This window comes from Mesorhizobium sp. C277A, assembly GCF_040324395.1.
Taxonomy (GTDB): domain Bacteria; phylum Pseudomonadota; class Alphaproteobacteria; order Rhizobiales; family Rhizobiaceae; genus Mesorhizobium.
The window spans coordinates 4094658-4118548 of record NZ_JAMYVW010000002.1; the positions used below are offsets into that span (position 1 = coordinate 4094658).

Genomic DNA, 23891 nt, shown 5'->3' on the forward strand with positions numbered 1-23891 from the left:
CAGGCGGTCGAAGCGAACAGCGTCGGCTTACTTTCAGCCGTGCCAGACCATCTTCATGTAGAGCCCACCGCGCCGCAATTCGTCCAGCATCTGGTCGAGCCGCTTCTGCCTGGTGTCGCTGCGTTTGGCGCGGGCGACCCAGCCGAGATAGTCGTTCTTCTGGTAGTCCGGCCGCGCCTCGTAGGCCGCTGTCAGTCCTTTTTCGGTCAGGGCGATGCGGATGTCGTCCGGCATCGGGTTCAGGGCGCGCTTCAGTCCGGTCATTTCAGAAAACCCCAGCTGTCAGGATGGCGACGCCGATGGTCCAACCCAGGTCCGCCTCTGGGAATTCTGCCGAACGATGCTACCTTTCGCAACCGGTCCGGCAAGGGCCGGTCTCGATACCGCCAATGGGAGGAGAACGCCATGGACACCACCGATCTCGTGCTTGCCATTTTCCATCATCTGCTGGTGTTGTCGCTGGCCGGCATCATCGGCGCCGAATTTGTCCTGATCCGCGGCGACCTCTCCGCCGCCACGCTCAAGCGGCTTGCCGGCATCGACCGCCATTATGGCATCATCGCCATGCTGATCATCATCATCGGCATCTGCCGCGTCATCTACGGCCTGAAGGGCTGGGAATTCTACGTCTACAACTGGGTGTTCTGGGCCAAGATGGCGGCATTCGGCATCGTTGGCCTGCTGTCGATCATCCCGACCATCCGCTTCATCTCCTGGAACCGGCAAGCCAGTGCAAATCCCGGCTTTCAGGTGCCGGTTGCGGAACTCGCCTCGGTGAAGACCTATGTGCGCGCCGAAGCCTTCATCTTCCTGCTGATCCCGATCTTCGCGGCGGCGATGGCGCGCGCCTGCGGTTATTGAAGCAACGCCAACACCAAACCCATCTCCTCCGGGCATACTCCCCACTGATCGCCATGGTTGCGCACGACTGTATTTTGCAGTTTGCGTCAGGCGACAATCTGTTAGCTTGCCTTTGTTGCACCCTCGCTGCCTGACCTGCACAGCGATCGGAGATTGATATCCTGGGAGGAGAATTACGATGAGGAAAATTGTAGCCGCCCTGGCCGCCGCCGCGGCCGTCACGCTTTATTCGTTCACCGCCAGCGCACAGACCTATCCCGAGCGCACCATCACCGTCGTCGTGCCGTTTGCGGCCGGCGGTCCGACCGACACGGTTACGCGGCTCGTCGCCGAAGCCATGTCGAAGGATCTCGGCCAGCAGATCATCGTCGAAAATGTCGGCGGCGCCGGCGGCACGCTGGGCGCCGGCCGCGTCGCCAACGCCGACCCGGATGGCTACACGCTGCTCCTCCATCACATCGGCATGGCGACCAGCGCGACCCTCTACAGAAAACTCGCCTACGACACGCTGAACGCCTTCGAGTATGTCGGCCTCGTCACCGAGGTGCCGATGGCCATCGTCGCCCGCAAGGACCTGGAGCCGGCCGACCTGAAAGGGCTGGTCGAATACGCCAAGACCAACAAGGACACCATCACCGTCGCCAATGCCGGCATCGGCGCTGCCTCGCATCTGTGCGGCATGCTGTTCATGAGCGCCATCGGCACGCCGCTGGTCACCGTGCCCTACAAGGGCACCGGTCCGGCCATGACCGACCTTCTCGGCGGCCAGGTCGACATTATGTGCGACCAGACCACCAACACCACCAAGCAGATCCAGGGCGGCACGATCAAGGCCTATGCCGTCACCACGCCGGAGCGCCTCGACGTGCTGAAGGACGTGCCGACGACCATCGAAGCCGGCCTGCCCGCGGTGCAGGTCGGCATCTGGCACGGCCTCTATGCGCCGAAGGGCACGCCGGCCGAGATCACCGGCCGACTGTCGAAATCGCTCCAGGTCGCGCTGAAGGACCCCAACGTCATCGCCCGCTTCGCCGAACTCGGCACCAAGCCGTCGTCCGAGGCCGACGCGACGCCGGCAGCGCTGAAGGCCAAGCTGGAAGGCGAGATCATGCGCTGGAAGCCGATCATCGAAGCCGCCGGCCAATACGCCGACTGAGGCTTGAACGGGGCGCTGCCGGCGCCCCGTTTTCGCTTCGACGTCCGTTTTCACATTTGCAACGGCAAGCCCGTTGCAAGGGTCAGGGGAGGACCGCCATGAAACCTTTCGCCATCGACAGGGCAAACGGCCTGTGCGCCGCGCTGTTCATCTTTTTCGGCGCCTTTTTCGCGATACAATCGCTCGGCCTCGAAATCGGCACCGCCTTCCGCATGGGACCGGGCTATTTCCCGCTGGTGCTGGCGATCGTGCTGATCGTGCTCGGCGCCATCATCCTCGTCCAGGCGGTGCGCGTCGAGGGCGAGCCGATCGGCCCCATTGCGTGGCGCGGCATGCTGTTCATCCTGCCGGCGCCGATCTTTTTCGGCATGACCGTGCGCGGCCTCGGCTTCGTCCCGTCGATCTTCCTGACGGCGCTGATCGCCTCTTTTGCCAGCGCCCGCATGAAGCCGCTGACGGCACTTCTGCTGTCGGCCGGCCTGACGCTGTTTTCGGTGCTGGTCTTCAGCTACGCGCTCGGGCTGCCATTCCAGCGCTTCGGCCCCTGGTTGCCCCAATGGCTGGCATTGTGAGGCGCTGAGATGGACCTCCTCAGGAACCTCGAACTCGGCTTTTCGACGGCCACCACGCCGGCCAATCTGGGTTTTTGCCTCATCGGCGTTCTGCTCGGCACGCTGATCGGCGTCCTGCCCGGCATCGGCGCCACCGCAACCATCGCCATGCTGCTGCCGATCACCTTCCAGATCGGCGACCCGGTCTCGTCCCTCATCATGCTGGCCGGCATCTACTACGGCGCCCAGTATGGCGGTTCGACCACCGCCATTCTCATCAACATGCCCGGCGAATCCTCCTCGGCCGTGACCGCCATCGACGGCTACCAGATGGCCAGGAACGGTCGCGCCGGGGCGGCTCTGGCGATCGCCGCGATCGGCTCGTTCTTCGCCGGCACGGTGTCGACCTTCCTGGTCGCCGTCTTTGCCCCGCCGCTGACGGCAATAGCCCTGCAATTCGGCGCGGCCGAATATTTTTCGCTGATGATCGTCGGCCTCGTCTCGTCCATCGCTCTCGCCCATGGCTCGATCGTCAAGGCGCTGGCGATGGTCGTGCTCGGCCTGCTGCTCGGCATTGTCGGCACCGACATCTACACCGGCACGCCGCGCTTCACGCTCGGCATCCGCGAATATGCCGACGGGCTGAACTTCGTGGCGGTGGCGGTCGGCGTCTTCGGCGTCGCCGAGATCCTGCGCAATCTCGAAAACGAGCACGAGCGCTCGGTGATGATCAAAAAAGTCTCCGGCCTGATGCCGACCCGCGACGACTTCAAGGCGATGGCAGCACCCATCGTGCGCGGCACGATCATCGGTTCGGCGCTCGGCATCCTGCCCGGCGGCGGCGCGGTGCTTGCCGCCTTTGCCTCCTACACGGTCGAAAAGCGCGTGTCGAAACACCCGGAGGAGTTCGGCAAGGGCGCCATCGCCGGCGTCGCCGGACCGGAATCGGCCAACAATGCCGGCGCCCAGACCTCCTTCATTCCGATGCTGACGCTGGGCATTCCGGCCAATCCGGTCATGGCGCTGATGATCGGCGCCATGATAATCCAGGGCATCGTGCCCGGCCCCAATGTCGCGATCGAGCAGCCGGCGCTGTTCTGGGGCATCATCGCCTCGATGTGGATCGGCAATCTGATGCTGATCGTGCTGAACCTGCCGCTGATCGGGCTATGGGTGAAGCTGCTGACGATCCCCTATTATGTGCTCTTCCCGATCATCATGGCGTTCTGCTCGATCGGCGTTTACAGCGTCAACACCAACGCCTTCGATCTCTACGCGGTCGCATTCTTCGGCCTGCTCGGCTACATCCTGACCAAGCTGCGTTGCGAACCCGCACCCCTGCTGCTCGGCTTCGTGCTCGGCCCGCTGCTCGAGGAAAACCTGCGCCGCGCCATGATCCTGTCGCGCGGCGACCCCTCGACCTTCGTGACGCGGCCGATCAGCGCCGGCCTGCTGCTCGTCGCACTGGCCGTGCTCGTCGTCGTCTTCCTGCCGTCGGTCAAGAAGAAGCGCGAAGAGGTGTTCGTGGAGGAAAGCTAGTTGTCGGGACGCCGGGCGCCGCGATTTCCACGAGCGGCGCCGGCACGTCTGTCGTCTTCACCTCGGCCTTGCAGAGATCGGCGATGACGCAGGCCGGGCAATCGGGCTTGCGCGCCTTGCAGACATAGCGGCCATGCAGGATCAGCCAGTGATGCGCATGGCGCATATACTCGTCCGGGATGATCCGCAGCAGCCCTTGCTCGACCTGTTCGGGCGTCTTGCCTGGCGCCAGGCCGAGGCGGTTGCCGATGCGGAAAATATGGGTGTCGACCGCCATCGTGTGCTGGCCGAACGCCATGTTGAGCACGACATTGGCGGTCTTGCGCCCGACCCCCGGCAGCTTGACCAACTCATCGCGCTCGCTGGGCACCTCGCCGCCGTAATCGCGTATCAGCGCCTCCGAGAGCGCCACGACATTCTTGGCCTTGTTGCGCCAGAGTCCGATGGTGCGGATGTACTCGCCAACCCTGGCTCCGCCCAGCGCCAGCATCTTTTCAGGTGTGTCGGCGACCTTGAACAACGCCCGCGTCGCCTTGTTGACGCCGGCATCGGTCGCCTGCGCCGACAGCACCACGGCCACCAGCAGCGTGAAGGCGTTGACGTGCTCGAGCTCGCCCTTCGGCTCGGGCCGCTGCACCGAAAACCGCCGGAAGATCTCATGCACCTCGGCGGCGCTGTAGAGCGAACGGAGCCGCGCCGGCCGCGGTCGCGGCTTGGCATTCGAGCCGTCGCGCCGCCCGGGCGGCAGTTCACTTTTGGATAGGGAAAGATTTTTGGACTTGGGGCTGGCCATTTCCCTCCTATAATATCCTGGGATGAGCGACACAAACGCCTCGTTTCAGGCCGACGAGCCATTCTTCCAGGCGCTGCTGACACCGCACCGCTCGCTGGGCCGCACCGGCTTTGCCGTGCTGATGGGCGCGCTGCTGTTCGGCTGGGTGGTGACCGGGGCGTTTTTCCTGTCGCGCGGCGCCTGGCCGGTGTTCGGCTTCTTCGGCCTCGACGTCATCGCCGTCTACATCGCCTTCCGCGCCAACTATCGTGCCGCCCGTGCCCGCGAGGAAGTGTCGGTGTCGCGCACCAGCCTCGACATCCGCAAGACGGCGCCCTCGGGAAAGTCGGAAGCGCATCGCTTCAACCCGTTCTGGGCGCGCTTTTCCGTCGCTCGCCATGCCGAGATCGGCATCACCAGGATGACGGTGGAAGCACAAGGACAGAATGTGCCGATCGGGTCATTCCTGGACCCTGACTCCCGCGAGAGTTTTGCCACTGCGTTTTCACGTGCTCTGACAAAAGCCAGGACGCGCTAGAGCCGCCGCATTAGAACCGGTAGCGTAAAATCCTGCCGACCTTGCGCAATGCGGGAATGTGTCTCCACAGTCCGATGAACAGTTTCGCGGACCAGCCCATGTGCGCGGTGCGTTCGGCGCTGTAGGCCGAGATGTCATCGACAAAGCGCAGCTTCGGAACGGCACGCTCCAGTACCTGCGGGTCGTCGATCGCCCAGTGAACCTCGGCGCCCGTCGCCCTGATGGTCGGATTGAGGCGCAGCATCTTCAGGCCGAAGTGGCTGTAGGCGTCGAACATCAGCTCGCCGCCGGCAAGATGCGCGACAAGGCGGGACAGCAGCCGTGGCCCCTCCTCTACCGGGAGATAAGGCGTCAACCCCTCCATCACCACGACGGCCGGACGATTGCGCGGCACTTCTGCCAGCCAGTCTGGGTCGGTTACCGAAGAGCCGACGAGGTGGTAGTGGTCCCGGGACGGGTAAAGCTTGCGCCGGAGCGCGATGACATCCGGAAAATCGACATCGAACCACTCCACGCCTTCGGGTGGATCGACACGGAAAATGCGCGTATCGAGCCCGCAGCCGAGATGCAGCACGATGGCGCCGGGATTTCTGGCGATGAAGTCCTGAACGCGGACATCATACGTCTTGGCCCGGATCGCCAGGCCGATGCCGAGATTGGTGTCGACCTTGAGGCGCGAGAAATCATAGTCGATCTTGCGCACGGCCTCGTCGGCGAAGCGATCCCCGAGCAGCGAATGCGGCAGCCGGCTTTCCAGTGCCTTGCCATAAAGCGTCATCAGCAAGGTTTCCCTTGCTCCGCTCAGATTCACCCTTTCGCCGGCCATTGGCATCTCCCGGGGCGCAATCCAGTATTTATCTGGTAACAGGCGGCAACAAGGCAAGTTTCGGGTGGCTGCAAGGGGCGGAAAGACCGATATTCGCGGTCAAGGAGATATTGCCATGAACGCCCAGATGACCATGAATACGCAGATGAAACCGACAGCGATCCTGCAGCACGACATCACCCCCGAGGGCAGCGACTACGAGGTCGTGCGCCGCGCCATCGAGAAGATCAGCCTCGACTATCGCGACCAGCCCTCGCTGGAAGCCCTGGCAGCCGATGTCGGCGAGACACCCACGGGCCTGCAAAAGCTGTTCACCCGCTGGGCCGGCCTGTCGCCAAAAGCCTTCCTGCAGGCGGTCACCCTCGACCATGCCCGCAAACTGCTCGATTCCGGCATGCCGCTCCTCGAAACATCGTTCGAACTCGGCATGTCCGGCCCCGGCCGGCTGCACGATTTGTTCGTCACCCACGAGGCGATGTCGCCGGGCGACTACAAGACGCGCGGCGCTGGCCTGACCATCCGCTACGGCTACCACATCTCGCCCTTCGGCATCGCCCTGATCATGGTCACCGACCGTGGCCTTGCGGGGCTCGCCTTCAACGATCCGGGCGGCGAGCGGGCGGCGTTCGCCGACATGTCGGGCCGCTGGCCGAACGCCACCTATGTCGAGGACATGAGCGCCACCCAGCCCTATGCGGCGCGCATCTTCGATCCGACATTGTGGCGCGCCGACCAGCCGCTGCGCGTGGTGATGATCGGCTCCGACTTCCAGCTGCGCGTCTGGGACGCGCTGCTCAGGATCCCGATGGGCAAGGCCTGCACTTATTCCTCGATCGCCTCCAGGATCGGCGCGCCAAACGCCAGCCGGGCGGTGGGGGCGGCGGTCGGCGCCAACCCATTGTCATTCGTCGTCCCTTGCCATCGGGCGCTGGGCAAGTCCGGCGCACTCACCGGCTACCACTGGGGCCTGACCCGCAAACGCGCCATCCTCGGTTGGGAAGCGGGCCAGACCGCGTCCTGAAGCTGCCCGCATCAAACAACACCGGCGAAATCCCTTCGCCGGTGTTTTTCTTTTTGCGAGCTCCCGGCGCAAAACATCCGCACGCTCTGGCAAGCCGCCGGCTTACAGGTTAGCTTCCCGCGCATTCCGCAGGAGGCTTTCTTGATCATCGTTGTCGGCTCGATCAACCTCGACCTTATCGCCAATGTCGACCGCCTGCCTTCGCCGGGCGAGACGGTCCGCGGCTCCGGCTTCACCACCGCGCCCGGCGGCAAGGGCGCCAACCAGGCGCTGGCTGCGGCGCGCGCCGGCGCCAAGGTGCGCATGGTCGGCGCCGTCGGCAAGGACAATTTCGCAACCGAAGCCCTGGCTTTGCTCGTGGCCGGCAAGGTCGATCTCTCCGGCGTCGGCCAGAGCTTCGCCTCCACCGGCACGGCGCTGATCCTCGTCGGCGCCGATGGCGAGAATGTCATTGCCGTGGTGCCGGGCGCCAATGATTCGGTGCTGCCCGGCGATCTCGCCAAGGCTTTCCTTGCGAAGGGCGACGTCGTCCTGCTGCAGCACGAGATCCCGTTGCAGACTGTCGGTGCAGCGCTTGACGCCGCACGCGCCGCCGCCGCGGTCACCGTGCTCAACACCGCGCCGTTCCGTAGCGAGGCGGCAGCGTTGCTCGGCAAGGCCGACTACGCCGTCGCCAACGAAACCGAATTCGACCTTTACGGCGAGGCGCTGTCGCTGAAAGGCCGAGACCGCCCGGCGCGCATGCGCGACTTCGCCGGCAAGACCGGCCGCACCATCGTCGTCACGCTCGGCGGCGACGGCGTGCTGGCGGCGACCCCGGAGGATTTCCTGACCGTGCCGGCGCTGAAAATCACGCCGGTCGACACGGTCGGGGCCGGCGATACTTTTTGCGGTTATCTCGCTGCCGGGCTGGCGTCCAACCTGCCGCTGGAGCAGGCTCTCACCCGCGCCGCAGCCGCCGGCTCGCTCGCCTGCCTGAAGCCCGGCGCCCAGCCGGCCATCCCGCTGGCCGCGGATGTGGACACCGCCCTGCGCAACAACGCCGGATGACTGCCCTGCGCCCTACAACGAAGCACGCCGTGCCCCCCGCCGGCGACATCTGCCGGATGTCCGCTGTCGACCTGGCCGAGGCGATCCGGCTGCGCCGCCTGTCCGTGCGCGAGTTGGTCGCCGCATTCCTCGACCGCATCGACGCGGTAAACCCGCTGGTCAACGCCATCGTCTCGTTGCGCGAGCGCTCCGACATCCTGCGCGAGGCCGACGCGGCGGACGCGCATCTAGCGCAAGGCGGGCCGGCCGGCTCGCTGTTTGGCCTGCCGATGGCGATAAAAGACCTCGCCATGACGCGCGGCTTGAGGACCAGTTTCGGCTCGCCGATCTTTGCCGATTTCGTGCCGCAGGAGGATGATTTCTTCGTCGAGCGCATCCGCAAGGCCGGCGCCATCATCATCGGCAAGACCAATGTTCCCGAATTCGGGCTGGGATCCAACACCTATAACAACGTGTTCGGCCCGACGCTGAACGCCTTCGATCCGGCGCTCACCGCAGGCGGGTCGAGCGGCGGCGCTGCGGTCGCCCTTGCACTCGACATGGTTCCGGTCGCCGACGGCAGCGATTTCGGCGGCTCGCTGCGCAATCCGGCGGCGTGGAACAATGTCTATGGCTTCCGCCCGTCGCAGGGCCTTGTCCCCGGAGGGCCGGACCTGGAAGTCTTTCATGCTCAGATGGGCATAGACGGGCCGATGGGCCGCAGCATCAGCGACATGGCGCTGCTACTCGATGTGCAGGCGGGCTACCACCCGCACGCGCCGCTGTCTTGGGAGAAACCCGGCTCATTCCTCGAAGGGCTGGCCACGCCGGCAAGCGGCGGCCGCGTCGGCTGGCTCGGTGATCTCGGCCGTCACCTGCCGGTAGAGCCTGGCATCCTCGATCTGTGCGAGGCCGCACTCGGCCGCTTCGCGGAGGCATCCTTCCTGACCGAGCCCTTGCTGCCGGATTTCGATTTCGAGGCACTGTGGCAAGCCTTCGTGACGCTGCGGCAGGCGAGCAGCGGCTCGGCGCTGAAAGTCCATTATGACGACCCGCACAAGCGCGCCCTGCTGAAGCCGGAAGCCGTCTGGGAGGTGGAGAACGCCATGCGGCTGACGGCGCCGCAGATCCGCGCGGCCTCGGTCATCCGCACCTCCTGGCACCGGACGCTGCTGTCGCTGTTCGAGCACTTCGATCTCATCGCGCTGCCGACGGCCCAGGTCTTTCCTTTCGAAGTCGGCACGCATTGGCCAAGTGAGGTCGCCGGACGGACGATGGACAGCTACCATCGCTGGATGCAGGTTTCGGCCTTCGCCACGCTCGGCGGCTGTCCGGCGCTCAACGTGCCCGTCGGCTTCGACGACAAAGGCCGCCCCTTGGGCATGCAACTGATCGGCCGGCCGCGCGGCGACCTCGCCGTGCTCAGGGCCGGAGCGGCCTATGAGGCGACCTTGCCTTGGCAGGCTGGGGCGTCCTGACGCGAGGGGCGGCCGGTCTGCGACCGGCTTGCACCAGCCCCGCCGCCATGCATTGATTGCAGCCAGCCGCCTAAGCGCATCCTCGAGGAAATCCCCATGTCGCTGGAACTCTACGCCGCCTATGTCCTTGCCTGCATCGTCATCATCCTGGTGCCCGGTCCGACTGTGACGCTGATCATCGCCAACAGCATCCGCCATGGCTACCGCGCCGGGCTTGCCAATGTCGCCGGCACGCAGGCCGGGCTTGCCATCATGATCGCCATCGTCGGCATCGGCCTCAACACGCTGATCGCGGGCATGGGCCACTGGTTCGAATGGGTGCGTCTGATCGGCGCCGCCTATCTGATCTGGATGGGCGTGCAGATGTTCCGCGCCAAGGGCACGCTGAACGGCGACGGCACGGCGAGAAAGCCGCGTGGCGGCTTCTTCCTGCAGGGTCTGCTGGTGGCGCTCAGCAACCCCAAGACCCTGGTGTTCTTCGGCGCCTTCTTCCCGCAATTCATCGCCCCGCAGGGCAATTACACCCTGCAGATCGTCGTCATGGGCCTTACCGCCATGATCTTTGCCGCCGTCTCGGACTCGACCTACGCGCTCGCCGCCAGCCGCGCCGGCCGCCTGCTCTCGGCCAGCCGCATCAAGCTGATGTCCAGGATCAGCGGCAGCTTTCTGGTCGGCGGCGGCCTGTGGCTGGCGTTTTCCAAGGCGAAGTGACGACCGCCAACGGTCGTTCCCAACGGAGCCGGTACGTGAAGGCTGATTGAAAGTCAGTCTTCACGCCACCACATGAATCGGCGTGGGGGGATTCACGTCGATGTCATGGACTTACGCTGGCATAAAAAGGGACGCGCCCGGCGTGATCCTGATCGTCGTCCTGTTTGCGGTGATGGTTCCTTCGGCTCTCTACAAATGGACGAATGATGCGAGCCCCATCCGGTCGGTCGAGCCAATCGACGCAACGGTCAAAAGTACCCATTCAGACAACGGCCGCACGCTTTATCTGGTTGCACTCGAAACCGGTTCGTCCATTCTTGTCGAAGACGACCTCCCGCATCTGATCGGCGCGCCGGCAAGATTGGAGCGCGTCACGCGCGAGAATGGATCGACCTTCTACAGGTTCGCAAATTGAACTACCGCCGGTCACGATACCAATGAAACGCAGCGTCCTTGCTGTCAGGTGATACGCATTGGCCAAGGCTCGGCATTCCCTTGCCTGGATGACCCTGCAGGAGAACCTCAGGGGCATCCTCATCACCATCCTCGTCGTGGGCGTTTGCGCCCTTGCAATTGGCATCCCGATTGCGAGGCAAAGCAGCCCCATCGTCAATGTCGAACGCCTGACCGGTACAGTGGTCAACGTTCTCAACGCTCCTGCAAGTCCCGAGGTCGCGATCGGCAGCGGGTTCCGTTACTTGTATGGAATTCGCCTCGATGAAAATGACGGCCTGGTGTTTGCATATGACAACACGACAGTGCCGAGAGCCATTGGCTCCAAGGTTTCGATCGAGCGGCAGCGTCGCCGCAACGATACCGAAACATACCGCCTGCTTCGCGAATAAGTGCACAGGTATCGCCCAGAAGCGCTAAGCCCCTGGGCGAACGATCTGTATCAAGGCAGGCTTAAAGCCGAGCCAACCGCTCCACCAGCAGCGCAAAGAACGCGTCATGGTCGATGTCGCGCATCACCATGGCGTTCTTCGGCCGCTTGGTCACGCCCCACCAGTCGATCACGGTCATGCCCATGGTGAGTTCGGAGGCGGTTTCGACGGTGACGTTGCAGTTGCGGCCCTTGAACAGCTCCGGCTTCAACAGATAGGCGATGACGCAGGGGTCGTGCAGCGGGCCGCCATCGGTGCCGTATTTCTCCTCGTCGAAGCGCTCGAAGAACTCCAGCATCTCGGCCGTCGCGGTGCCGACCCGGGTGCCGAGCTGGCGGATGGCCTGCGTGCGCTTGGCCGTGGTCAGCGCCTTGTGGGTAACGTCGAGCGGCATCATGACGATCGGAATGCCGGATTTGAACACCAGGTCGGCGGCTTGCGGATCGACATAGATGTTGAATTCTGCGGTCGGCGTGACATTGCCGCCTTCGAAGAAACCGCCGCCCATCAGTACGATTTCCTTGATGCGCGGCGCGATCTTCGGCTCACGGATCAGCGCCAGCGCGACATTGGTGAGCGGGCCGAGCGCGCACAGCGTGATCGTGCCGGCCTCTTCCTTCATCAGCGTCTCGACGATGAAGTCGACCGCATACTGGCCCTGCAGCTTCATCTTCGGATCGGGCAGTTGCGGGCCGTTGAGGCCGGTCTTGCCATGCACTTCCTCGGCGGTGACCAGCTCGCGCGCCAACGGGCGGATGGCGCCTGCATAGACCTTGATGTCGGGCCGGCCGGCCAGTTCGCAGATTTTCCTGGCGTTCTTTTCGGTCAATTTCAGCGGCACGTTGCCGGCAACAGCAGAGATGCCGACGATCTCCAGCTCGGCGCTGCCGAGCGCCAGCAATATGGCGACGGCATCGTCCTGGCCGGGATCCGTGTCGATGATGATCTTGCGGGTCTGGGGCATTTCATTTCCTTATGCGGGGGAGTCTTTTTGGCGGGGGTGTTCGGCGGCTTGAACTTGGCCGCGGCGCGGACCATATCAAGACCATCGGGAAAAATGCCATCCGGGTTTTTCCAGTTTATGTCGCTCCAAAGAGGACAGTGTAACATGAGCCGAATGACGCCCTTCTCCAGCCCGCTTCTCCTTGGTTTCGATGCCATGGAAAAGACCCTGGAACGACTGGCGAAATCCGGTGACAGTTATCCTCCCTACAACATCGAGCGCCTCAGCGGTGCTGACGGCAAGGCCGAAAGGCTGCGCATTACGCTGGCTGTCGCGGGTTTCGCCGAAAGCGATCTCGATGTCACCACGGAGGAAAACCAGTTGGTCGTGCGCGGCCGTCAAACCGACGACACCGAGCGCGAATTCCTCCATCGCGGCATCGCCGCGCGCCAATTCCAGCGCTGTTTCGTGCTGGCCGACGGCATGCGGGTGATCGCAGCGGAACTGAAGAACGGCCTTTTGTCGATCGATCTCGATCGGCCGGATACCGAACGGCTGGTACGGAAAATAAATATATCGGTGAAAGACTGATCTTTACCGATGGCTCTCATGCGGGATGGCCTTGAGCGGCGTCCTCGCGCCAAGGAGGCTTGAAATGACCAGAACTGACGAAACCATCACCATGACCAGCGGCGAATTCGCCCATCTCGGCGAAGGCTCGGTCGCTTATCTCCGGAAGGTCTCGAGCGACGAGCTGCTCGGGCGCTTCCCCAACCTCGGCGAAATAGCGCCTGGTATGGTCCTGTGGGCCCTGTTTGCCGCCAACGGCCAGCCGATCCTGCTTTCGGATGCGAAAGACCGGGCTTTGGCCGGCGCCATGGAAAACGACCTGACCACTGTCGCCATTCACTAAGGCGACTGCTGGCGGTTGAAATGGAGAGGGCCGCCTTCGGCGGCCCCTGGAAGACTTAATTCCAAAGAACTTCAGGCGGCGTGCGAGGCTTGCGTGTCCGACAGCAGAGCGTGGATGGCGACCGCGTCGCGCGTGCCCCTGATCTTGGCCACCGTGTCGGCGTCGCGCAAAACCCTGGCGATGCGCGACAGTGCCTTGAGGTGATCGGCGCCGGCGCCTTCCGGGGCCAGCAGCAAGAACACCAGATCGACCGGCTGGTCATCCAGGGCCTCGAAATCGACCGGCGTCTCCAGCCGGGCAAAGACGCCGGCGATGCGCTTCACCCCGGCGAGCTTGCCGTGCGGAATGGCGATGCCGTTGCCGACGCCGGTGGAGCCCAGCCGTTCGCGCTGCAGGATGGTGTCGAACACTTCGCGCTCCGGAATGCCGGAAATCGCCGCCGCTCTCTCGGACAGCAACTGCAAAAGCTGCTTTTTGGAGTTCGCCTTCAACGCCGGCAAGATCGCCGGAACGTTGAGAAGATCGCTCAGATCCATGTTTGAAATCCCTTATTCGCCTGCCGTCGCCAGTCCTCGCCCCTCGCGCGGCTGGCTATTATCCCTGTGCGACCATTGTCGTCACCTGTGCGACCATTGTCGTTGTCGTCACGCCTGTGCGACTTTGGTCGTCGACGGGTCGATCCAGCCGATATTTCCGTCCGGCCGCCGATAGACGATGTTGAGGTGGTCGTTTCCGGCGTTGCGGAAGACGAAAACCGGGCTGTCCTTGGTGTCGAGTTCGATAACCGCCGACGCCACCGACATGGTCTGCAGCGTCATGGTTGATTCGGCGACGATGGCCGGGGCGTAGTCCTCCGGAATGTCCTCATCATCATCGGTCAGCGGCGCCATCACCGTATAGGCGATGTCGGTGATTTCACCATTTCCAGTGCCTGAATTGTGCGATTTCAGACGGCGTTTGTAGCGCCGCAGCCTGGTTTCGAGGCGGTCCGCGGCCGCCTCGAAGGCAAGTGTCGGATCCTGGGAATCGCCGGTTGCCTGCAGCGAAGCGCCGGAATCCAGCCTGATCATGCAATCGGCCGAGTAACGCGACCCCGATTTGATGACCGTGACGTGCCCTGAAAAACCGCGATCGAAATATTTTCCAATCGCCTCGCCGACACGATCGGTAATGCGCGTACGCAACGCATCGCCGATATCCATGTGTTTACCCGATATGCGCAATTTCATCTGAAAACTGACCTTCCTTGCTCAGGCTTCAAACTGGCCAGAGTTTATACTCGTGATCCGTGCGCACAAGCTTTGCGGCGTCAACTCGCGCCGATTTTAGATCCGAACTTTCCGGTTGATCACAATCCGCCTTCTTGGCCGTCCCGTGGCCTTCATCGTGACGGACCATCCGCATGCGGGCCGCGAGCCCGTCTCATGCGGGCGGGCTTCTAGACACTTCATTGCAGCTTGTCAATTAATGCATGTCGCCCAGAAGTGCGCTGCGGTTCTGGGACAACGACATGCATCAAAACAAAGACTTAAAGCGCGTCGTATGAATCCGTTTCAGCGCGATGCGCTTTAAGGTCGGAAAGTTGTGGAATCCAGCCATAGCAAAAGCCTTGCCGGGCAAGCAGACCTAGCGCCCCGCGCTCGCCAGAGCGCGCTTTTCACGCCGCCGCTGCACCGACGAGGGAATATTCATACCCTCCCGGTACTTGGCCACCGTGCGCCGGGCAATATCGACGCCGCTTTCCTTCAACATATCGACGATTGCGTCATCGGACAGCACATCGGCGGGCTTTTCCTCGTCGATCAGCTGCTTGATGCGGTCGCGCACCGCTTCCGAGGAATGCGCATCACCGCCGCCCGACGCCGCGATCGAAGCCGTGAAGAAATAACGCAGCTCGAACACGCCACGCGGCGTCAGCATGTATTTGTTGGCCGTCACCCGGCTGACGGTCGATTCATGCATGCCGATGGCATCGGCCACCGTGCGCAGGTTGAGCGGCCTGAGCTGACGCACGCCATGGACGAGAAAAGCGTCCTGCTGGCGCACGATTTCCGACGCCACTTTCAGGATCGTCTTTGCCCGCTGGTCGAGACTGCGCGTCAGCCAGTTGGCATTCTGCAGGCACTCGGCCAGGAAATCCTTCTCCGCCTGATTCTTCGCATGCGGCGAGACCTGGGCGAAATAGATGTGATCGACAAGCACGCGCGGCAGCGTCTCGGCATTGAGCTCGACCGTCCAGCTGCCGTCATTGGCGGCGCGGACTTCGACATCGGCGACGATGGCGTCGCTGGCGCCGCCCGAAAACGCCATGCCCGGGCGCGGGTCGAGCGCGCGGATTTCGGCCAGCATGTCGAGGAGATCCTCCTCGTCGACCCCGCAAAGCCGCTTCAGCGTCTGGAAATCGCGCCGCGCCAACAGTTCTAGGTTGCCGATCAGCGTCTTCATCGCCGGATCGAGACGATCGCGCATGGCAAGCTGCAGCGACAGGCATTCGGCAAGGTCGCGCGCAAACAGGCCGACCGGCTCGAATGTGTGGCAGGCTGCCAGCACATTGGCCACCATCGCCTGATCGGCGCCGAGCCGTTTGGCGATCTCGGCGGGATCGGCGCGCAGGTAGCCGGCCTCGTCCAGGCCGTCGGCCAGTTCGGCTGCGATCAGCCTTGCGGCCGGATCGGCAAAGGCAAGCGCGATCTGCTCGCCAACATGCTGGCGCAGCGTGATCGCCGCGGCTGCCATGTCGCCGACGTCGAAGCCTTCGGAAGAACCGGACGAACTATTGCCGGTGGCCGACTTCCACTGCGCCGTCAGGTCCGGGCCGAGCCGCTCGCTGGTGCCGGGATCGTCGGGGAACAGATTTTCCAGCGAGCTGTCGAGCTTGTCGGAGATCGCTTCGGCGCTCCACGCCGTCTCGTTTTCGAACCAGTCGCCATCGGCGGCAGGCTCAGGAGCGGCATCGCCCTTCTGCACCTGGTCGCTTGCGGCGTCATCCTGGGGCTCGGCGCGCTCCAGCAGCGGATTGCGCTCGATCTCGTCGTCGATGAAGTGGTCGAGCTCGACATGGGTGAGCTGCAACAGCCTGATCGACTGCATCAGCTGCGGCGTCATCACCAGCGACTGGGATTGTCGTAGCTGTAGTTTCGCCGCCAACGCCATGGTTCGGTTTCAAACGCCCTTCTGCACCCGGAAGCCTACACATCAGAAGCTGCCGGAAAATGAATTTTTCCGACCTTCCATAGAAACTGGCCCGGCTTTTGCTTGTCAAGGCGAACGATGGCAAAAGGCCCCTACCGAAGCATTATCTCACGCAAAATCGGAGAAAAAAGCCCGGCGGGGCGGCAAAAATCACGTCAGGAAACAAATTTCACGCTCAGAGCGTGAAACCTTCGCCGAGGTAGAGCCGGCGCACATCGGGGTTCGCCACCACCTCGTCGGCACGGCCATGAGTCAGCACCTGGCCGGCATGGATGATGTAGGCGCGGTCGATGAGGCCGAGCGTTTCGCGCACATTGTGGTCGGTAATCAGCACGCCGATGCCGCGCGCCGTTAGATGACGAACCAGCTGCTGGATGTCGGCGACGGCAATCGGGTCGATGCCGGCGAACGGCTCGTCGAGCAGCATGTAGGCCGGGCGCGTCGCCAAAGCTCGGGCGATCTCAAGACGCCGCCGCTCGCCACCCGACAGCGACATGGACGGCGACTTCCGCAGGTGGCTGATGTGAAATTCCTCGAGCAGTTCGTCGAGATTGCGCTCGCGCACCTTGCGGTCCTTCTCAACCACTTCGAGCACGGCGCGGATGTTCTGCTCGACATTCAGGCCGCGGAAGATCGAGGCTTCCTGCGGCAAATAGCCGATGCCGAGGCGGGCGCGGCGGTACATCGGCATCGAGGTGACGTCGAAACCGTCGATCTCGATCGTGCCCTCATCGACCGGCACCAAGCCGGTGACCATGTAGAAACAGGTGGTCTTGCCGGCGCCGTTTGGCCCGAGCAGCCCGACAGCCTCGCCGGCGCGCACGCCGATGGTGACACCGCTGACCACCTTGCGGCCCTTGTAGCTCTTGGTCAGACCCTTGGCGATCAGGGTGCCCTTGAACTTCGAGGAATCAACGGTGACTGTGGCCGGTGCTGCAAGTTTACTGGCCGCCCGTCCCGGAAGGCGGGTCAGCAGCGAAGACACGCCAGTCATTCGGGCTTCGGGGCCTCGGATTTCGGTGGCGGCGTCATCGACATGATGACGCGCCCGCCGCAGCCATCGACCTGAGCAAGGCCGCTTTTCATCTGCACGGTGAGCTTGCAGCCCTTGAGGACGTTGGGTCCTTGGGACAAGACGACCTCCTTGCCCGACAGAACTAGCACCTGCGTCTTCATGTCGAACGTGGCGTTGTCGCCGGTGGCGATCTGGTCATTCGACTTGATGTAGACTTTGTTCTTGACCACCAGATGGTCGATATTGGCCGAACCGGTCATCGCCGAAGCGCCGGCGGCAGCACCTTTGGCGGCGTTGGGGTCCTTGACGTAGTAGACCTCCATGCTGCCGGCCTTGAGCAGCGTTGGCCCTTGCGTGACGGTGACGTTGCCGCTGAACAGCGCCATGCTGTCGGCCTGGCGGACCTCAAGTTTGTCGCTCTCGATCTGGATCGGCTGGTCGCCCGACAGTTTGAGCCCGGACTGGCTGCTGGCGCTGGACTGAGCCCAGGACGGCGCCATACCCAGCAACAGCAAGGCCGAAGCTGCGGCGACAAGCCGTGCCGAATTACTGGGACGCATTCGTTTCTCCGCTCTTTGTCTCTGCCGCCTTCATAGTGGCCGGATCGATGTGAACGCTTACCTTGTTCTCGAAAACGATGACCTTGCCATTGTCTTCGACCGACATTGAACCCGCGGTGATCCGCGAGCCGTTACGGCTGACATCGACCGCATCACCTGTCTTCATAGAGCCTTTGCCCATATCGAGGAAGACCGATTTGAAGATGGCAGCGACGCCGTCGGTGGTGGTGACGGTAACGTCGCTGGTCATGTCCATCGTGTTGGCGTTTCTGTTGTAGATCCCGCGCTTGGCGTCGACGGTCGCCACATTGTCGGCCGTCAGCGGCAATTTGGCATGGATGCCTTCGAGTTCGATGATGTCCTGCTTGCCGACATCCTGGATGGCGCGCAAGGCCGTCAGCGAATAGGGCAGCTTGTCCTTGGTGAAGCCGTTGAGCTTCGGATTGGCCATCACCAGCTTGCCATCCGCGAAAGCGGTGCCGTCTGCCTGTATCGAAATGTTGATCGGCGCCGCCAGATAGGAATAGACCGGAAACGCAACCGCGATCCCGGCGGCAAGCACCGGCACGGCAAACTTAAGCACGCGCACGCGGCGCGAGTGGCGCTGGGCGCGGTCGAAGGCGTCGCCGCGCGTGCCCGCTGGCGCCGTGGGCGCCAAGGCCGCATCGGCATTGGTCGGTTCGTTCGATCGCGCAAGCATGACTGACTTCTAATAAACCCTTGTCCGCCAAAACACCTGCTATAGGTGGGTTGCCGGCCCCCGCAAGCAAGCACAAGCGGAGGAAAACCGCAAAAATGTGACGGCCGCTGTTTTACAGACGGAACTCAGGCGACACAATTTCGTCACTTCATAGCAGAAACGAACGCGCCGCGTCATTTTTTCCTGAAATGCCTCCGTCGTGAAGGTCGCTTCGTCGCAGGCTCTTGACGAAGAGGTAGCCGGGCGCGGACGCTTGCTTTAAAAGCATCGCTTCCCACCGACTGTGAGGCAGACCATGGCACTGAGAGCCGACGACCTGATCGACCGCCGCCGCTTGCGGCGCAAGCTGACCTTCTGGCGCGGCGCCGCCATTGCCATCGTGGCCCTTGGGGTGATTGCGCTTGCAAGCTGGTTCTATGGGGGCGACCTCGGCGGTTCTTCCGTCGACCACATCGCCAAGGTCAGGATCGAAGGCACCATCACCGAGGACGAGGAACTGATCAAGCGGCTGGAAACCATCCGCACATCCCCGCAGGTCAAGGGCGTCATCCTGGCGATCGATTCGCCCGGAGGCACCACGGTCGGCGGCGAATCGATCTACGAGGAGGTGCGCAAGCTTGCCGCCGACAAGCCGGTGGTGGCCGAGGTCGGCACGCTGGCCGCATCGGCCGGCTACATGATCGCCAGTGCCAGCGACCATATCGTTGCCCGCAAGACGTCGATCGTCGGCTCGATCGGTGTGCTCATCCAGTATCCCGATCTCAGCGGTCTGATGGACAAGGTCGGCATCAAGCTCGAGGAAGTGAAATCCTCGCCGCTGAAGGCATCGCCCTCGCCCTTCAAGCCGACCAATGAAGACGAGCGAGCCATGGTCCGCAAGCTCATCCTCGACAGCTATGACTGGTTCGTCGGCATCGTCGCCGAGCGCCGCAAAATGACCCGCGATCAGGCACTGGCCCTTGCCGACGGCTCGATCTTCACCGGCCGCCAGGGCCTTGCCAACGGTCTGATCGACGCTGTCGGCGGCGAGAGCGTGGCGATCGACTGGCTGGCGACCAAGGGTGTCGACGCCAAGCTCAAGGTGGTGGAATGGAAGGACACCGAGCGGCGTGGCGGCTTCCTGTTCTCGAAAGCAATAGCGCGCAGCGTCGGCAGCGCGCTCGGCCTGTCGGAGGCCGGCAGCGACGTGCTTCACGAAATTGGCGCGGATCGCTTGTTTCTTGACGGTCTCGTTTCCGTCTGGCACCCTTGATCTGCCGGTTGGGGCGAGTAAAAAAGCAAATAAAATCATCCTGATAATTTGACCGCAGCGCTTTCACGGGGACCTTTCTGATGATCAAATCCGAGCTTGTGCAGATCATTGCCACGCGCAACCCGCATCTTTTCCTGCGCGACGTCGAAAACATCGTGGGAGCGATCTTCGACGAGATCACCGATGCCCTGGCGGAAGGCAATCGGGTCGAGTTGCGTGGCTTCGGCGCTTTTTCGGTGAAGAATCGCCCTGCCCGCACCGGCCGCAACCCGCGCACCGGCGAATCCGTCGAGGTCGAGGAGAAGTGGGTGCCGTTCTTCAAGACCGGCAAGGAATTGCGTGAAAGGCTGAATGGCGGCAAGTAGGCGCGGACCAACGCGCCGGCGTTATCAAGGCCTGCCTTCTCCAGGGAATTTCTATGTTGAACCGCTTCATACTTATCGTGGTCTTCGTGCCGCTCGCCGTCATCCTGATCGCGCTGGCCGTCGCCAACCGCGAGCTGGTCGCCTTCACGCTCGACCCGTTCAACCCCGGCAATCCGAAACTGACGCTGACCTTGCCGCTGTTCATCTTCCTGTTCGTGGCGCTCGCCATCGGCATGGTCGTCGGCAGCCTGGCGACCTGGGTCAAGCAGGGCCGCTACCGCAAGCTGGCGCGCCAGCGCGGGGTCGAGGCCGAGAATTTGCGCCAGGCGGTCAGCCGTATACCCGCCGTGCAGCAGGGCGCGGCCGCCGGGCCGGCGCTGCCGAAGCCAACGGCCTGAAGCCGGCGCTTTTATCTTCGCGGAGTTTGCATGCTGACCATTTCGGCCGACGCTGTCGACCAGGCGCTGACCTTTCCCGGGCTGGTCGAGACATTGCGCGCGGCCTTCCGCGAGGGTGCTGTGCAACCCGTCCGCCATCATCACGGGGTCGAGCGGCCCGACGGTGCCACATCCACGCTGCTTTTGATGCCGGCGTGGACCGACTTCCATGCGGCCGGCACGTCGGTCGGGGGTCATATCGGCGTCAAGATCGTCACCGTATCGCCCGACAACAACGCCATCGGCAAACCGGCGGTAATGGGGCTCTACCTCCTGCTCAACGGCGCCACCGGCGAGCCCGAAGCGCTGATCGACGGCCAACGGCTGACACAGTGGCGCACCGCTTGCGCCTCGGCGGTGGCGGCCTCCTATCTCGCCCGCGAGGACGCATCGCGGCTTCTGGTGGTCGGCGCCGGCGCGCTGTCGCCGTTCCTCGCCAAGGCGCACTCCGCGGTGCGGCCGATCAAGACCATCCGCATCTGGAACCGCACGCCCGCCAATGCCGAAAAGGTCGCGGCTGATTTGCGCGCGGACGGTTTCAACGCCGAGGCCGCAAGCGATCTCGACGCCGAACTCGCCGAGGCCGACATCGTCTCATCGGCGACGATCACGACGACGCCGCTGGTCAAGGGTGCGCTGCTCAAGCCGGGCGCGCATGTCGATCTGGTCGGCGGCTTCACGCCGACCATGCGCGAGAGCGACGACGACGCGATCGCGCGCGCCCGCGTCTATGTCGACACCCGCGCCGGCGCCACCAAGGAAGCCGGCGACATCGTCCAGCCGCTCGCCTCCGGCGTGCTGAAGCCGGAAGCGATCGTCGCCGATCTGCATGAGCTGGCGCGCGGGGAAAAACAGGGCCGGCAGAGCCCGACTGAGGTCACGCTGTTCAAGTCGGTCGGCGCCGCGCTTGAGGACCTTGCCGCCGGCATTGCCGTCTACAACGCGCTCAAGCAGTAGCGTCTGCGCCGGTTCTGCGATCGAACTTCCTGATCGCTTCCGCGCTGACCGGGGTGAAGAAGTTCACCAGATTGCCATCGGGATCGCGCAGCAGCAGCGACCGGTTACCCCATGGCATCGTCGTCGGCGTCTGTACGAAATCGCCGATGATTTTCGCCAGCCTGCTGTGCTCAGCATCAACATCGGCGACGCGAAACTCGATGATCGCTGAGCGATTGGCGGCCGGCTGCGCCACATCAGTTCCGAACAGGGCCAGCGTGCGGGTGCTGCCGATCGCCAGTGTGCAGGACGGCGTTGCCAGTTCGGCGAAATCGTCTGTGAACCAGGTTGCGGTAAGCCCGGTGATCGTCTCGTAGAATGCCACCAAGGGCTTGATCTGGTCGGTAATGATGCGGATCGAGACGAAGTCCATCTTATTCTCCTGGGGCAAGCGCGACGCTATCTGAAGACAATCGCTTGTCGCACAAGGCTGCTGACAACTTGGTGTCAGCAGCCTTGTCACGGTGTGCCTTGCCCATCCGGCGGCTGGATGCTTCAGCCTGCCTTCATGGCCGCGCCATCGCCTCGGCGATCAGCGCGAAATCATGCGCGGTAATTTCGAACAGGCCAAAGCGCAGCTGGTAACCCCAGTTCGATTTGCCCGCGGTGAAGTCGAGCTGCTCGAGCAGCGGCTTGATCGGCGCTTCCTCGGCCTTGGCCCATTCGACATCCCTGCGGAACGGCGTGAAGCCACCGCCCATGTGGCCCTGATAGGGCTCGCCTTCTCGCACGGTGCCGATTGCCGTGAAGGCCTGCAGGCCGTCCTTCTCGCGCAGAATTGTGGTCGGCGAGTAGTAGATGATGCCGTCGCCGGGCTTGATGCGGCGCAAAGGTGCCGCCTTGCCGTGGTTGACCTGCATGAAGCCGGCCTCGCGGCCGCGCCGGACATGTTCGGCGGAAGCGACCGCGATCCAGTGCGCACTCATTTCTGTTCTCCATTGGCCTGTTCCCCATTGGCCTGTTCTCCGTCGTTCAGCCAGTAGACGCGCAGCCGGTGCTTGTCGGGATCGAGCGCAACGAAGGTGCGGCCGAAGTCCATGTCGGTCGGCGTCTGCAGAACGGTCAAGCCGCGTCCTGCCCAGTCCGTGTAGGCGGCGTCCACCGCATCAGGCCGGTCCAACGCGAAGACGAGCTCCGCACCGCCGCCCGCGGCCGCGGCCGACGGCTCCACCGTGTGGCGCGACCACAGGCCGAGCTTGAAGCCATTGTCGAGCACGAACAGCACGAAGGTCGGCGACGTCTCCACCGGCTGGCGTCCCAGCAGCGCACCGTAGAAGGCGCCGCTCCGCTCCGGGCTGTCGACATAAAGGATGACGAAATTGGGGGTGTTCATGTCTGCTCTCCAGGGTTTCGATTGGAGGAGCATAGGTGACCCCACTGTCAGATTCTGGCAGCAGCGTCTTGTGGGCGCGTGGAAAGGAGCATTAAGCGCCAGGCTGGCGCTTCGGTGCGTCCAGCGTCGCGCGCCATTCCTTCAGCAGCGCCTGCCGACGACGCGGATAGCGGATATACGTGGTGTTGAGCCCCGACATCCGGTCGGCGCGAAAATGTCTGAAATCCTGCCGCGTCTCGCACCAGGCCACCACCACCCGCACCTTGTCGAAAAAGCCGAGCGCGAATGGCCAGATCAAGCGCTCGGAGGCGGCGCCGCCGGCATCGCGGTAAAGAAAGCCGAGTTTTCTCTCGTTGCGGATCGCCTGGCGCACCAGGCCAAGGTCGATGCTTTCGACAGCATCGCCGTGCGGCCCGACCAAAAGCGCGGTCGCATCGAGGTCCTCGCGCAGATCATCCGGCAGCACAGCGGCGATCTTGGCCAGCGCGTCGGTGGCGGCGGCCGACAGCCGCTTGTCCGGTTGTCTGGCAACCCAACGCGATCCCAGAACGATGGCCTCGATCTCCTCGTCGGTGAACATCAGTGGCGGCAGCATGAAGCCGGGTTTCAGCACATAGCCCAGCCCAGCCTCGCCCTCGATCGGCGCGCCTTGCCCCTGCAGCGTGGCAATGTCGCGGTAGAGCGTTCGGATCGAAACGTCCATCTCGCCGGCAAGCGTGCGACCGCTCACCGGCCGGCGATGCCGGCGCAGGATCTGGATCAGGTCGAGCAGGCGTTCGGAACGGGACATGATTCGAGATTTGCCTGTTTCCTCAGCGA

At 63.5% G+C, this 23891-nt stretch carries 31 protein-coding genes; 17 read left to right on the forward strand and 14 right to left on the reverse strand.

The features are described 5' to 3' along the window. Positions 1-33: 33 nt before the first annotated feature. The gene (locus tag NKK52_RS20165) at positions 34-264 is read right to left on the reverse strand and encodes a YdeI/OmpD-associated family protein (RefSeq protein WP_023683083.1); all 231 of its coding nucleotides are present in this window, start codon (positions 262-264) and stop codon (positions 34-36) included. Between the two features lie 141 nt (positions 265-405). On the opposite strand from NKK52_RS20165, the gene NKK52_RS20170 reads away from it, so the two are divergent. From NKK52_RS20170 to NKK52_RS20185, 4 genes are all read left to right on the forward strand, one after another. Then, positions 406-861 carry a DUF2214 family protein gene (locus NKK52_RS20170; RefSeq protein WP_023683082.1) on the forward strand — a complete coding sequence of 152 codons (456 nt, stop codon included), beginning with the start codon at positions 406-408 and terminating at the stop codon, positions 859-861. 178 nt (positions 862-1039) lie between these two features. Continuing rightward, positions 1040-2017, forward strand: a complete 978-nt coding sequence (locus tag NKK52_RS20175; protein WP_023683081.1) for a tripartite tricarboxylate transporter substrate-binding protein — start codon at positions 1040-1042, stop codon at positions 2015-2017. Positions 2018-2115: 98 nt separating this feature from the next. Next, positions 2116-2589 (forward strand): tripartite tricarboxylate transporter TctB family protein, encoded by a 474-nt coding sequence (locus NKK52_RS20180; protein WP_023683080.1) that lies wholly within the window; start codon positions 2116-2118, stop codon positions 2587-2589. A gap of 9 nt (positions 2590-2598) precedes the next feature. Next, complete coding sequence (locus NKK52_RS20185) at positions 2599-4107, forward strand: tripartite tricarboxylate transporter permease (protein WP_023683079.1); 1509 nt, start codon at positions 2599-2601, stop codon at positions 4105-4107. On the opposite strand, the gene nth is transcribed toward NKK52_RS20185, so the two are convergent. Then, positions 4067-4900, reverse strand: a complete 834-nt coding sequence (gene nth / locus NKK52_RS20190; RefSeq protein WP_023683078.1) for an endonuclease III — start codon at positions 4898-4900, stop codon at positions 4067-4069. The genes NKK52_RS20185 and nth overlap by 41 nt on opposite strands. Before the next feature lie 22 nt (positions 4901-4922). On the opposite strand from nth, the gene NKK52_RS20195 reads away from it, so the two are divergent. Then, the gene (locus NKK52_RS20195; protein ID WP_023669732.1) at positions 4923-5417 is read left to right on the forward strand and encodes a DUF2244 domain-containing protein; all 495 of its coding nucleotides are present in this window, start codon (positions 4923-4925) and stop codon (positions 5415-5417) included. 10 nt (positions 5418-5427) lie between these two features. Here the strand turns inward: NKK52_RS20195 and NKK52_RS20200 are convergent, their stop codons facing one another. Next, positions 5428-6243: a class I SAM-dependent methyltransferase gene (locus NKK52_RS20200; RefSeq protein ID WP_023683077.1), complete on the reverse strand. Its 816-nt coding sequence runs from the start codon at positions 6241-6243 to the stop codon at positions 5428-5430. A gap of 115 nt (positions 6244-6358) precedes the next feature. Here NKK52_RS20200 and NKK52_RS20205 point away from each other — a divergent pair, with 115 nt between their 5' ends. From NKK52_RS20205 to NKK52_RS20230, 6 genes are all read left to right on the forward strand, one after another. Continuing rightward, positions 6359-7264 (forward strand): methylated-DNA--[protein]-cysteine S-methyltransferase, encoded by a 906-nt coding sequence (locus NKK52_RS20205; protein WP_023669734.1) that lies wholly within the window; start codon positions 6359-6361, stop codon positions 7262-7264. A gap of 141 nt (positions 7265-7405) precedes the next feature. Beyond that, complete coding sequence (locus tag NKK52_RS20210; protein WP_023683075.1) at positions 7406-8314, forward strand: ribokinase; 909 nt, start codon at positions 7406-7408, stop codon at positions 8312-8314. Further along, positions 8311-9771 carry an amidase gene (locus tag NKK52_RS20215; protein WP_031203958.1) on the forward strand — a complete coding sequence of 487 codons (1461 nt, stop codon included), beginning with the start codon at positions 8311-8313 and terminating at the stop codon, positions 9769-9771. The genes NKK52_RS20210 and NKK52_RS20215 overlap by 4 nt, the downstream gene beginning before the upstream one ends. A 96-nt stretch (positions 9772-9867) precedes the next feature. Next, a complete protein-coding gene (locus NKK52_RS20220; protein WP_023683073.1) occupies positions 9868-10482 on the forward strand; it encodes a LysE family translocator in 615 nt (204 codons plus the stop codon). Positions 10483-10624: 142 nt separating this feature from the next. After that, complete coding sequence (locus NKK52_RS20225; protein WP_023712342.1) at positions 10625-10897, forward strand: hypothetical protein; 273 nt, start codon at positions 10625-10627, stop codon at positions 10895-10897. Positions 10898-10955: 58 nt separating this feature from the next. Next, positions 10956-11327: a hypothetical protein gene (locus tag NKK52_RS20230; RefSeq protein ID WP_023712341.1), complete on the forward strand. Its 372-nt coding sequence runs from the start codon at positions 10956-10958 to the stop codon at positions 11325-11327. A 61-nt stretch (positions 11328-11388) separates the two neighbouring features. Here NKK52_RS20230 and NKK52_RS20235 read toward each other — a convergent pair whose 3' ends face one another. After that, positions 11389-12330 carry a nucleoside hydrolase gene (locus NKK52_RS20235; protein ID WP_023669740.1) on the reverse strand — a complete coding sequence of 314 codons (942 nt, stop codon included), beginning with the start codon at positions 12328-12330 and terminating at the stop codon, positions 11389-11391. Between the two features lie 144 nt (positions 12331-12474). Here NKK52_RS20235 and NKK52_RS20240 point away from each other — a divergent pair, with 144 nt between their 5' ends. Then, on the forward strand, positions 12475-12900 hold the full coding sequence (locus NKK52_RS20240) for an Hsp20 family protein (protein WP_023669741.1): 426 nt from the start codon (positions 12475-12477) through the stop codon (positions 12898-12900). A gap of 64 nt (positions 12901-12964) precedes the next feature. Beyond that, positions 12965-13222 carry a BQ00720 family protein gene (locus NKK52_RS20245; protein ID WP_023683072.1) on the forward strand — a complete coding sequence of 86 codons (258 nt, stop codon included), beginning with the start codon at positions 12965-12967 and terminating at the stop codon, positions 13220-13222. A gap of 71 nt (positions 13223-13293) precedes the next feature. Here the strand turns inward: NKK52_RS20245 and ptsN are convergent, their stop codons facing one another. From ptsN to lptC, 6 genes are all read right to left on the reverse strand, one after another. Continuing rightward, positions 13294-13758, reverse strand: a complete 465-nt coding sequence (gene ptsN / locus NKK52_RS20250; RefSeq protein WP_023669743.1) for a PTS IIA-like nitrogen regulatory protein PtsN — start codon at positions 13756-13758, stop codon at positions 13294-13296. Between the two features lie 108 nt (positions 13759-13866). After that, entirely contained in the window at positions 13867-14451 is a 585-nt protein-coding gene (hpf, locus tag NKK52_RS20255; RefSeq protein ID WP_023683071.1) for a ribosome hibernation-promoting factor, HPF/YfiA family, read from the reverse strand. Between the two features lie 397 nt (positions 14452-14848). Further along, positions 14849-16375, reverse strand: a complete 1527-nt coding sequence (rpoN, locus tag NKK52_RS20260) for an RNA polymerase factor sigma-54 (protein ID WP_023683070.1) — start codon at positions 16373-16375, stop codon at positions 14849-14851. Positions 16376-16589: 214 nt separating this feature from the next. After that, a complete protein-coding gene (lptB, locus tag NKK52_RS20265; protein WP_023669746.1) occupies positions 16590-17408 on the reverse strand; it encodes an LPS export ABC transporter ATP-binding protein in 819 nt (272 codons plus the stop codon). Next, positions 17405-17989 (reverse strand): LptA/OstA family protein, encoded by a 585-nt coding sequence (locus NKK52_RS20270; protein ID WP_023683069.1) that lies wholly within the window; start codon positions 17987-17989, stop codon positions 17405-17407. Before NKK52_RS20270 ends, lptB begins: the two co-directional genes overlap by 4 nt. Further along, positions 17976-18689 carry an LPS export ABC transporter periplasmic protein LptC gene (gene lptC / locus NKK52_RS20275; RefSeq protein ID WP_352629678.1) on the reverse strand — a complete coding sequence of 238 codons (714 nt, stop codon included), beginning with the start codon at positions 18687-18689 and terminating at the stop codon, positions 17976-17978. The genes NKK52_RS20270 and lptC overlap by 14 nt, the downstream gene beginning before the upstream one ends. Positions 18690-18984: 295 nt before the next feature. Here lptC and sppA point away from each other — a divergent pair, with 295 nt between their 5' ends. The 4 genes from sppA to lhpI all read left to right on the forward strand — a co-directional run bounded on the left by sppA (position 18985) and on the right by lhpI (position 21700). Beyond that, positions 18985-19941 carry a signal peptide peptidase SppA gene (sppA, locus tag NKK52_RS20280; protein ID WP_023683068.1) on the forward strand — a complete coding sequence of 319 codons (957 nt, stop codon included), beginning with the start codon at positions 18985-18987 and terminating at the stop codon, positions 19939-19941. Positions 19942-20021: 80 nt separating this feature from the next. Further along, positions 20022-20306 (forward strand): integration host factor subunit beta, encoded by a 285-nt coding sequence (locus tag NKK52_RS20285; RefSeq protein WP_006200394.1) that lies wholly within the window; start codon positions 20022-20024, stop codon positions 20304-20306. A gap of 53 nt (positions 20307-20359) precedes the next feature. After that, positions 20360-20704: a lipopolysaccharide assembly protein LapA domain-containing protein gene (locus NKK52_RS20290; protein WP_023669750.1), complete on the forward strand. Its 345-nt coding sequence runs from the start codon at positions 20360-20362 to the stop codon at positions 20702-20704. 30 nt (positions 20705-20734) lie between these two features. Then, positions 20735-21700, forward strand: coding sequence for a bifunctional Delta(1)-pyrroline-2-carboxylate/Delta(1)-piperideine-2-carboxylate reductase (gene lhpI, locus NKK52_RS20295; protein ID WP_023683067.1), 966 nt, complete (start codon positions 20735-20737; stop codon positions 21698-21700). Here the strand turns inward: lhpI and NKK52_RS20300 are convergent. The 4 genes from NKK52_RS20300 to NKK52_RS20315 all read right to left on the reverse strand — a co-directional run bounded on the left by NKK52_RS20300 (position 21690) and on the right by NKK52_RS20315 (position 23862). Then, entirely contained in the window at positions 21690-22112 is a 423-nt protein-coding gene (locus NKK52_RS20300) for a VOC family protein (RefSeq protein WP_023683066.1), read from the reverse strand. The genes lhpI and NKK52_RS20300 overlap by 11 nt on opposite strands. A gap of 133 nt (positions 22113-22245) precedes the next feature. Then, a complete protein-coding gene (locus tag NKK52_RS20305) occupies positions 22246-22665 on the reverse strand; it encodes an EVE domain-containing protein (protein WP_023683065.1) in 420 nt (139 codons plus the stop codon). Continuing rightward, a complete protein-coding gene (locus NKK52_RS20310) occupies positions 22662-23072 on the reverse strand; it encodes a VOC family protein (protein ID WP_023683064.1) in 411 nt (136 codons plus the stop codon). Before NKK52_RS20310 ends, NKK52_RS20305 begins: the two co-directional genes overlap by 4 nt. A gap of 91 nt (positions 23073-23163) precedes the next feature. Continuing rightward, the gene (locus NKK52_RS20315; protein WP_023683063.1) at positions 23164-23862 is read right to left on the reverse strand and encodes a helix-turn-helix transcriptional regulator; all 699 of its coding nucleotides are present in this window, start codon (positions 23860-23862) and stop codon (positions 23164-23166) included. Positions 23863-23891 lie beyond the last annotated feature (29 nt).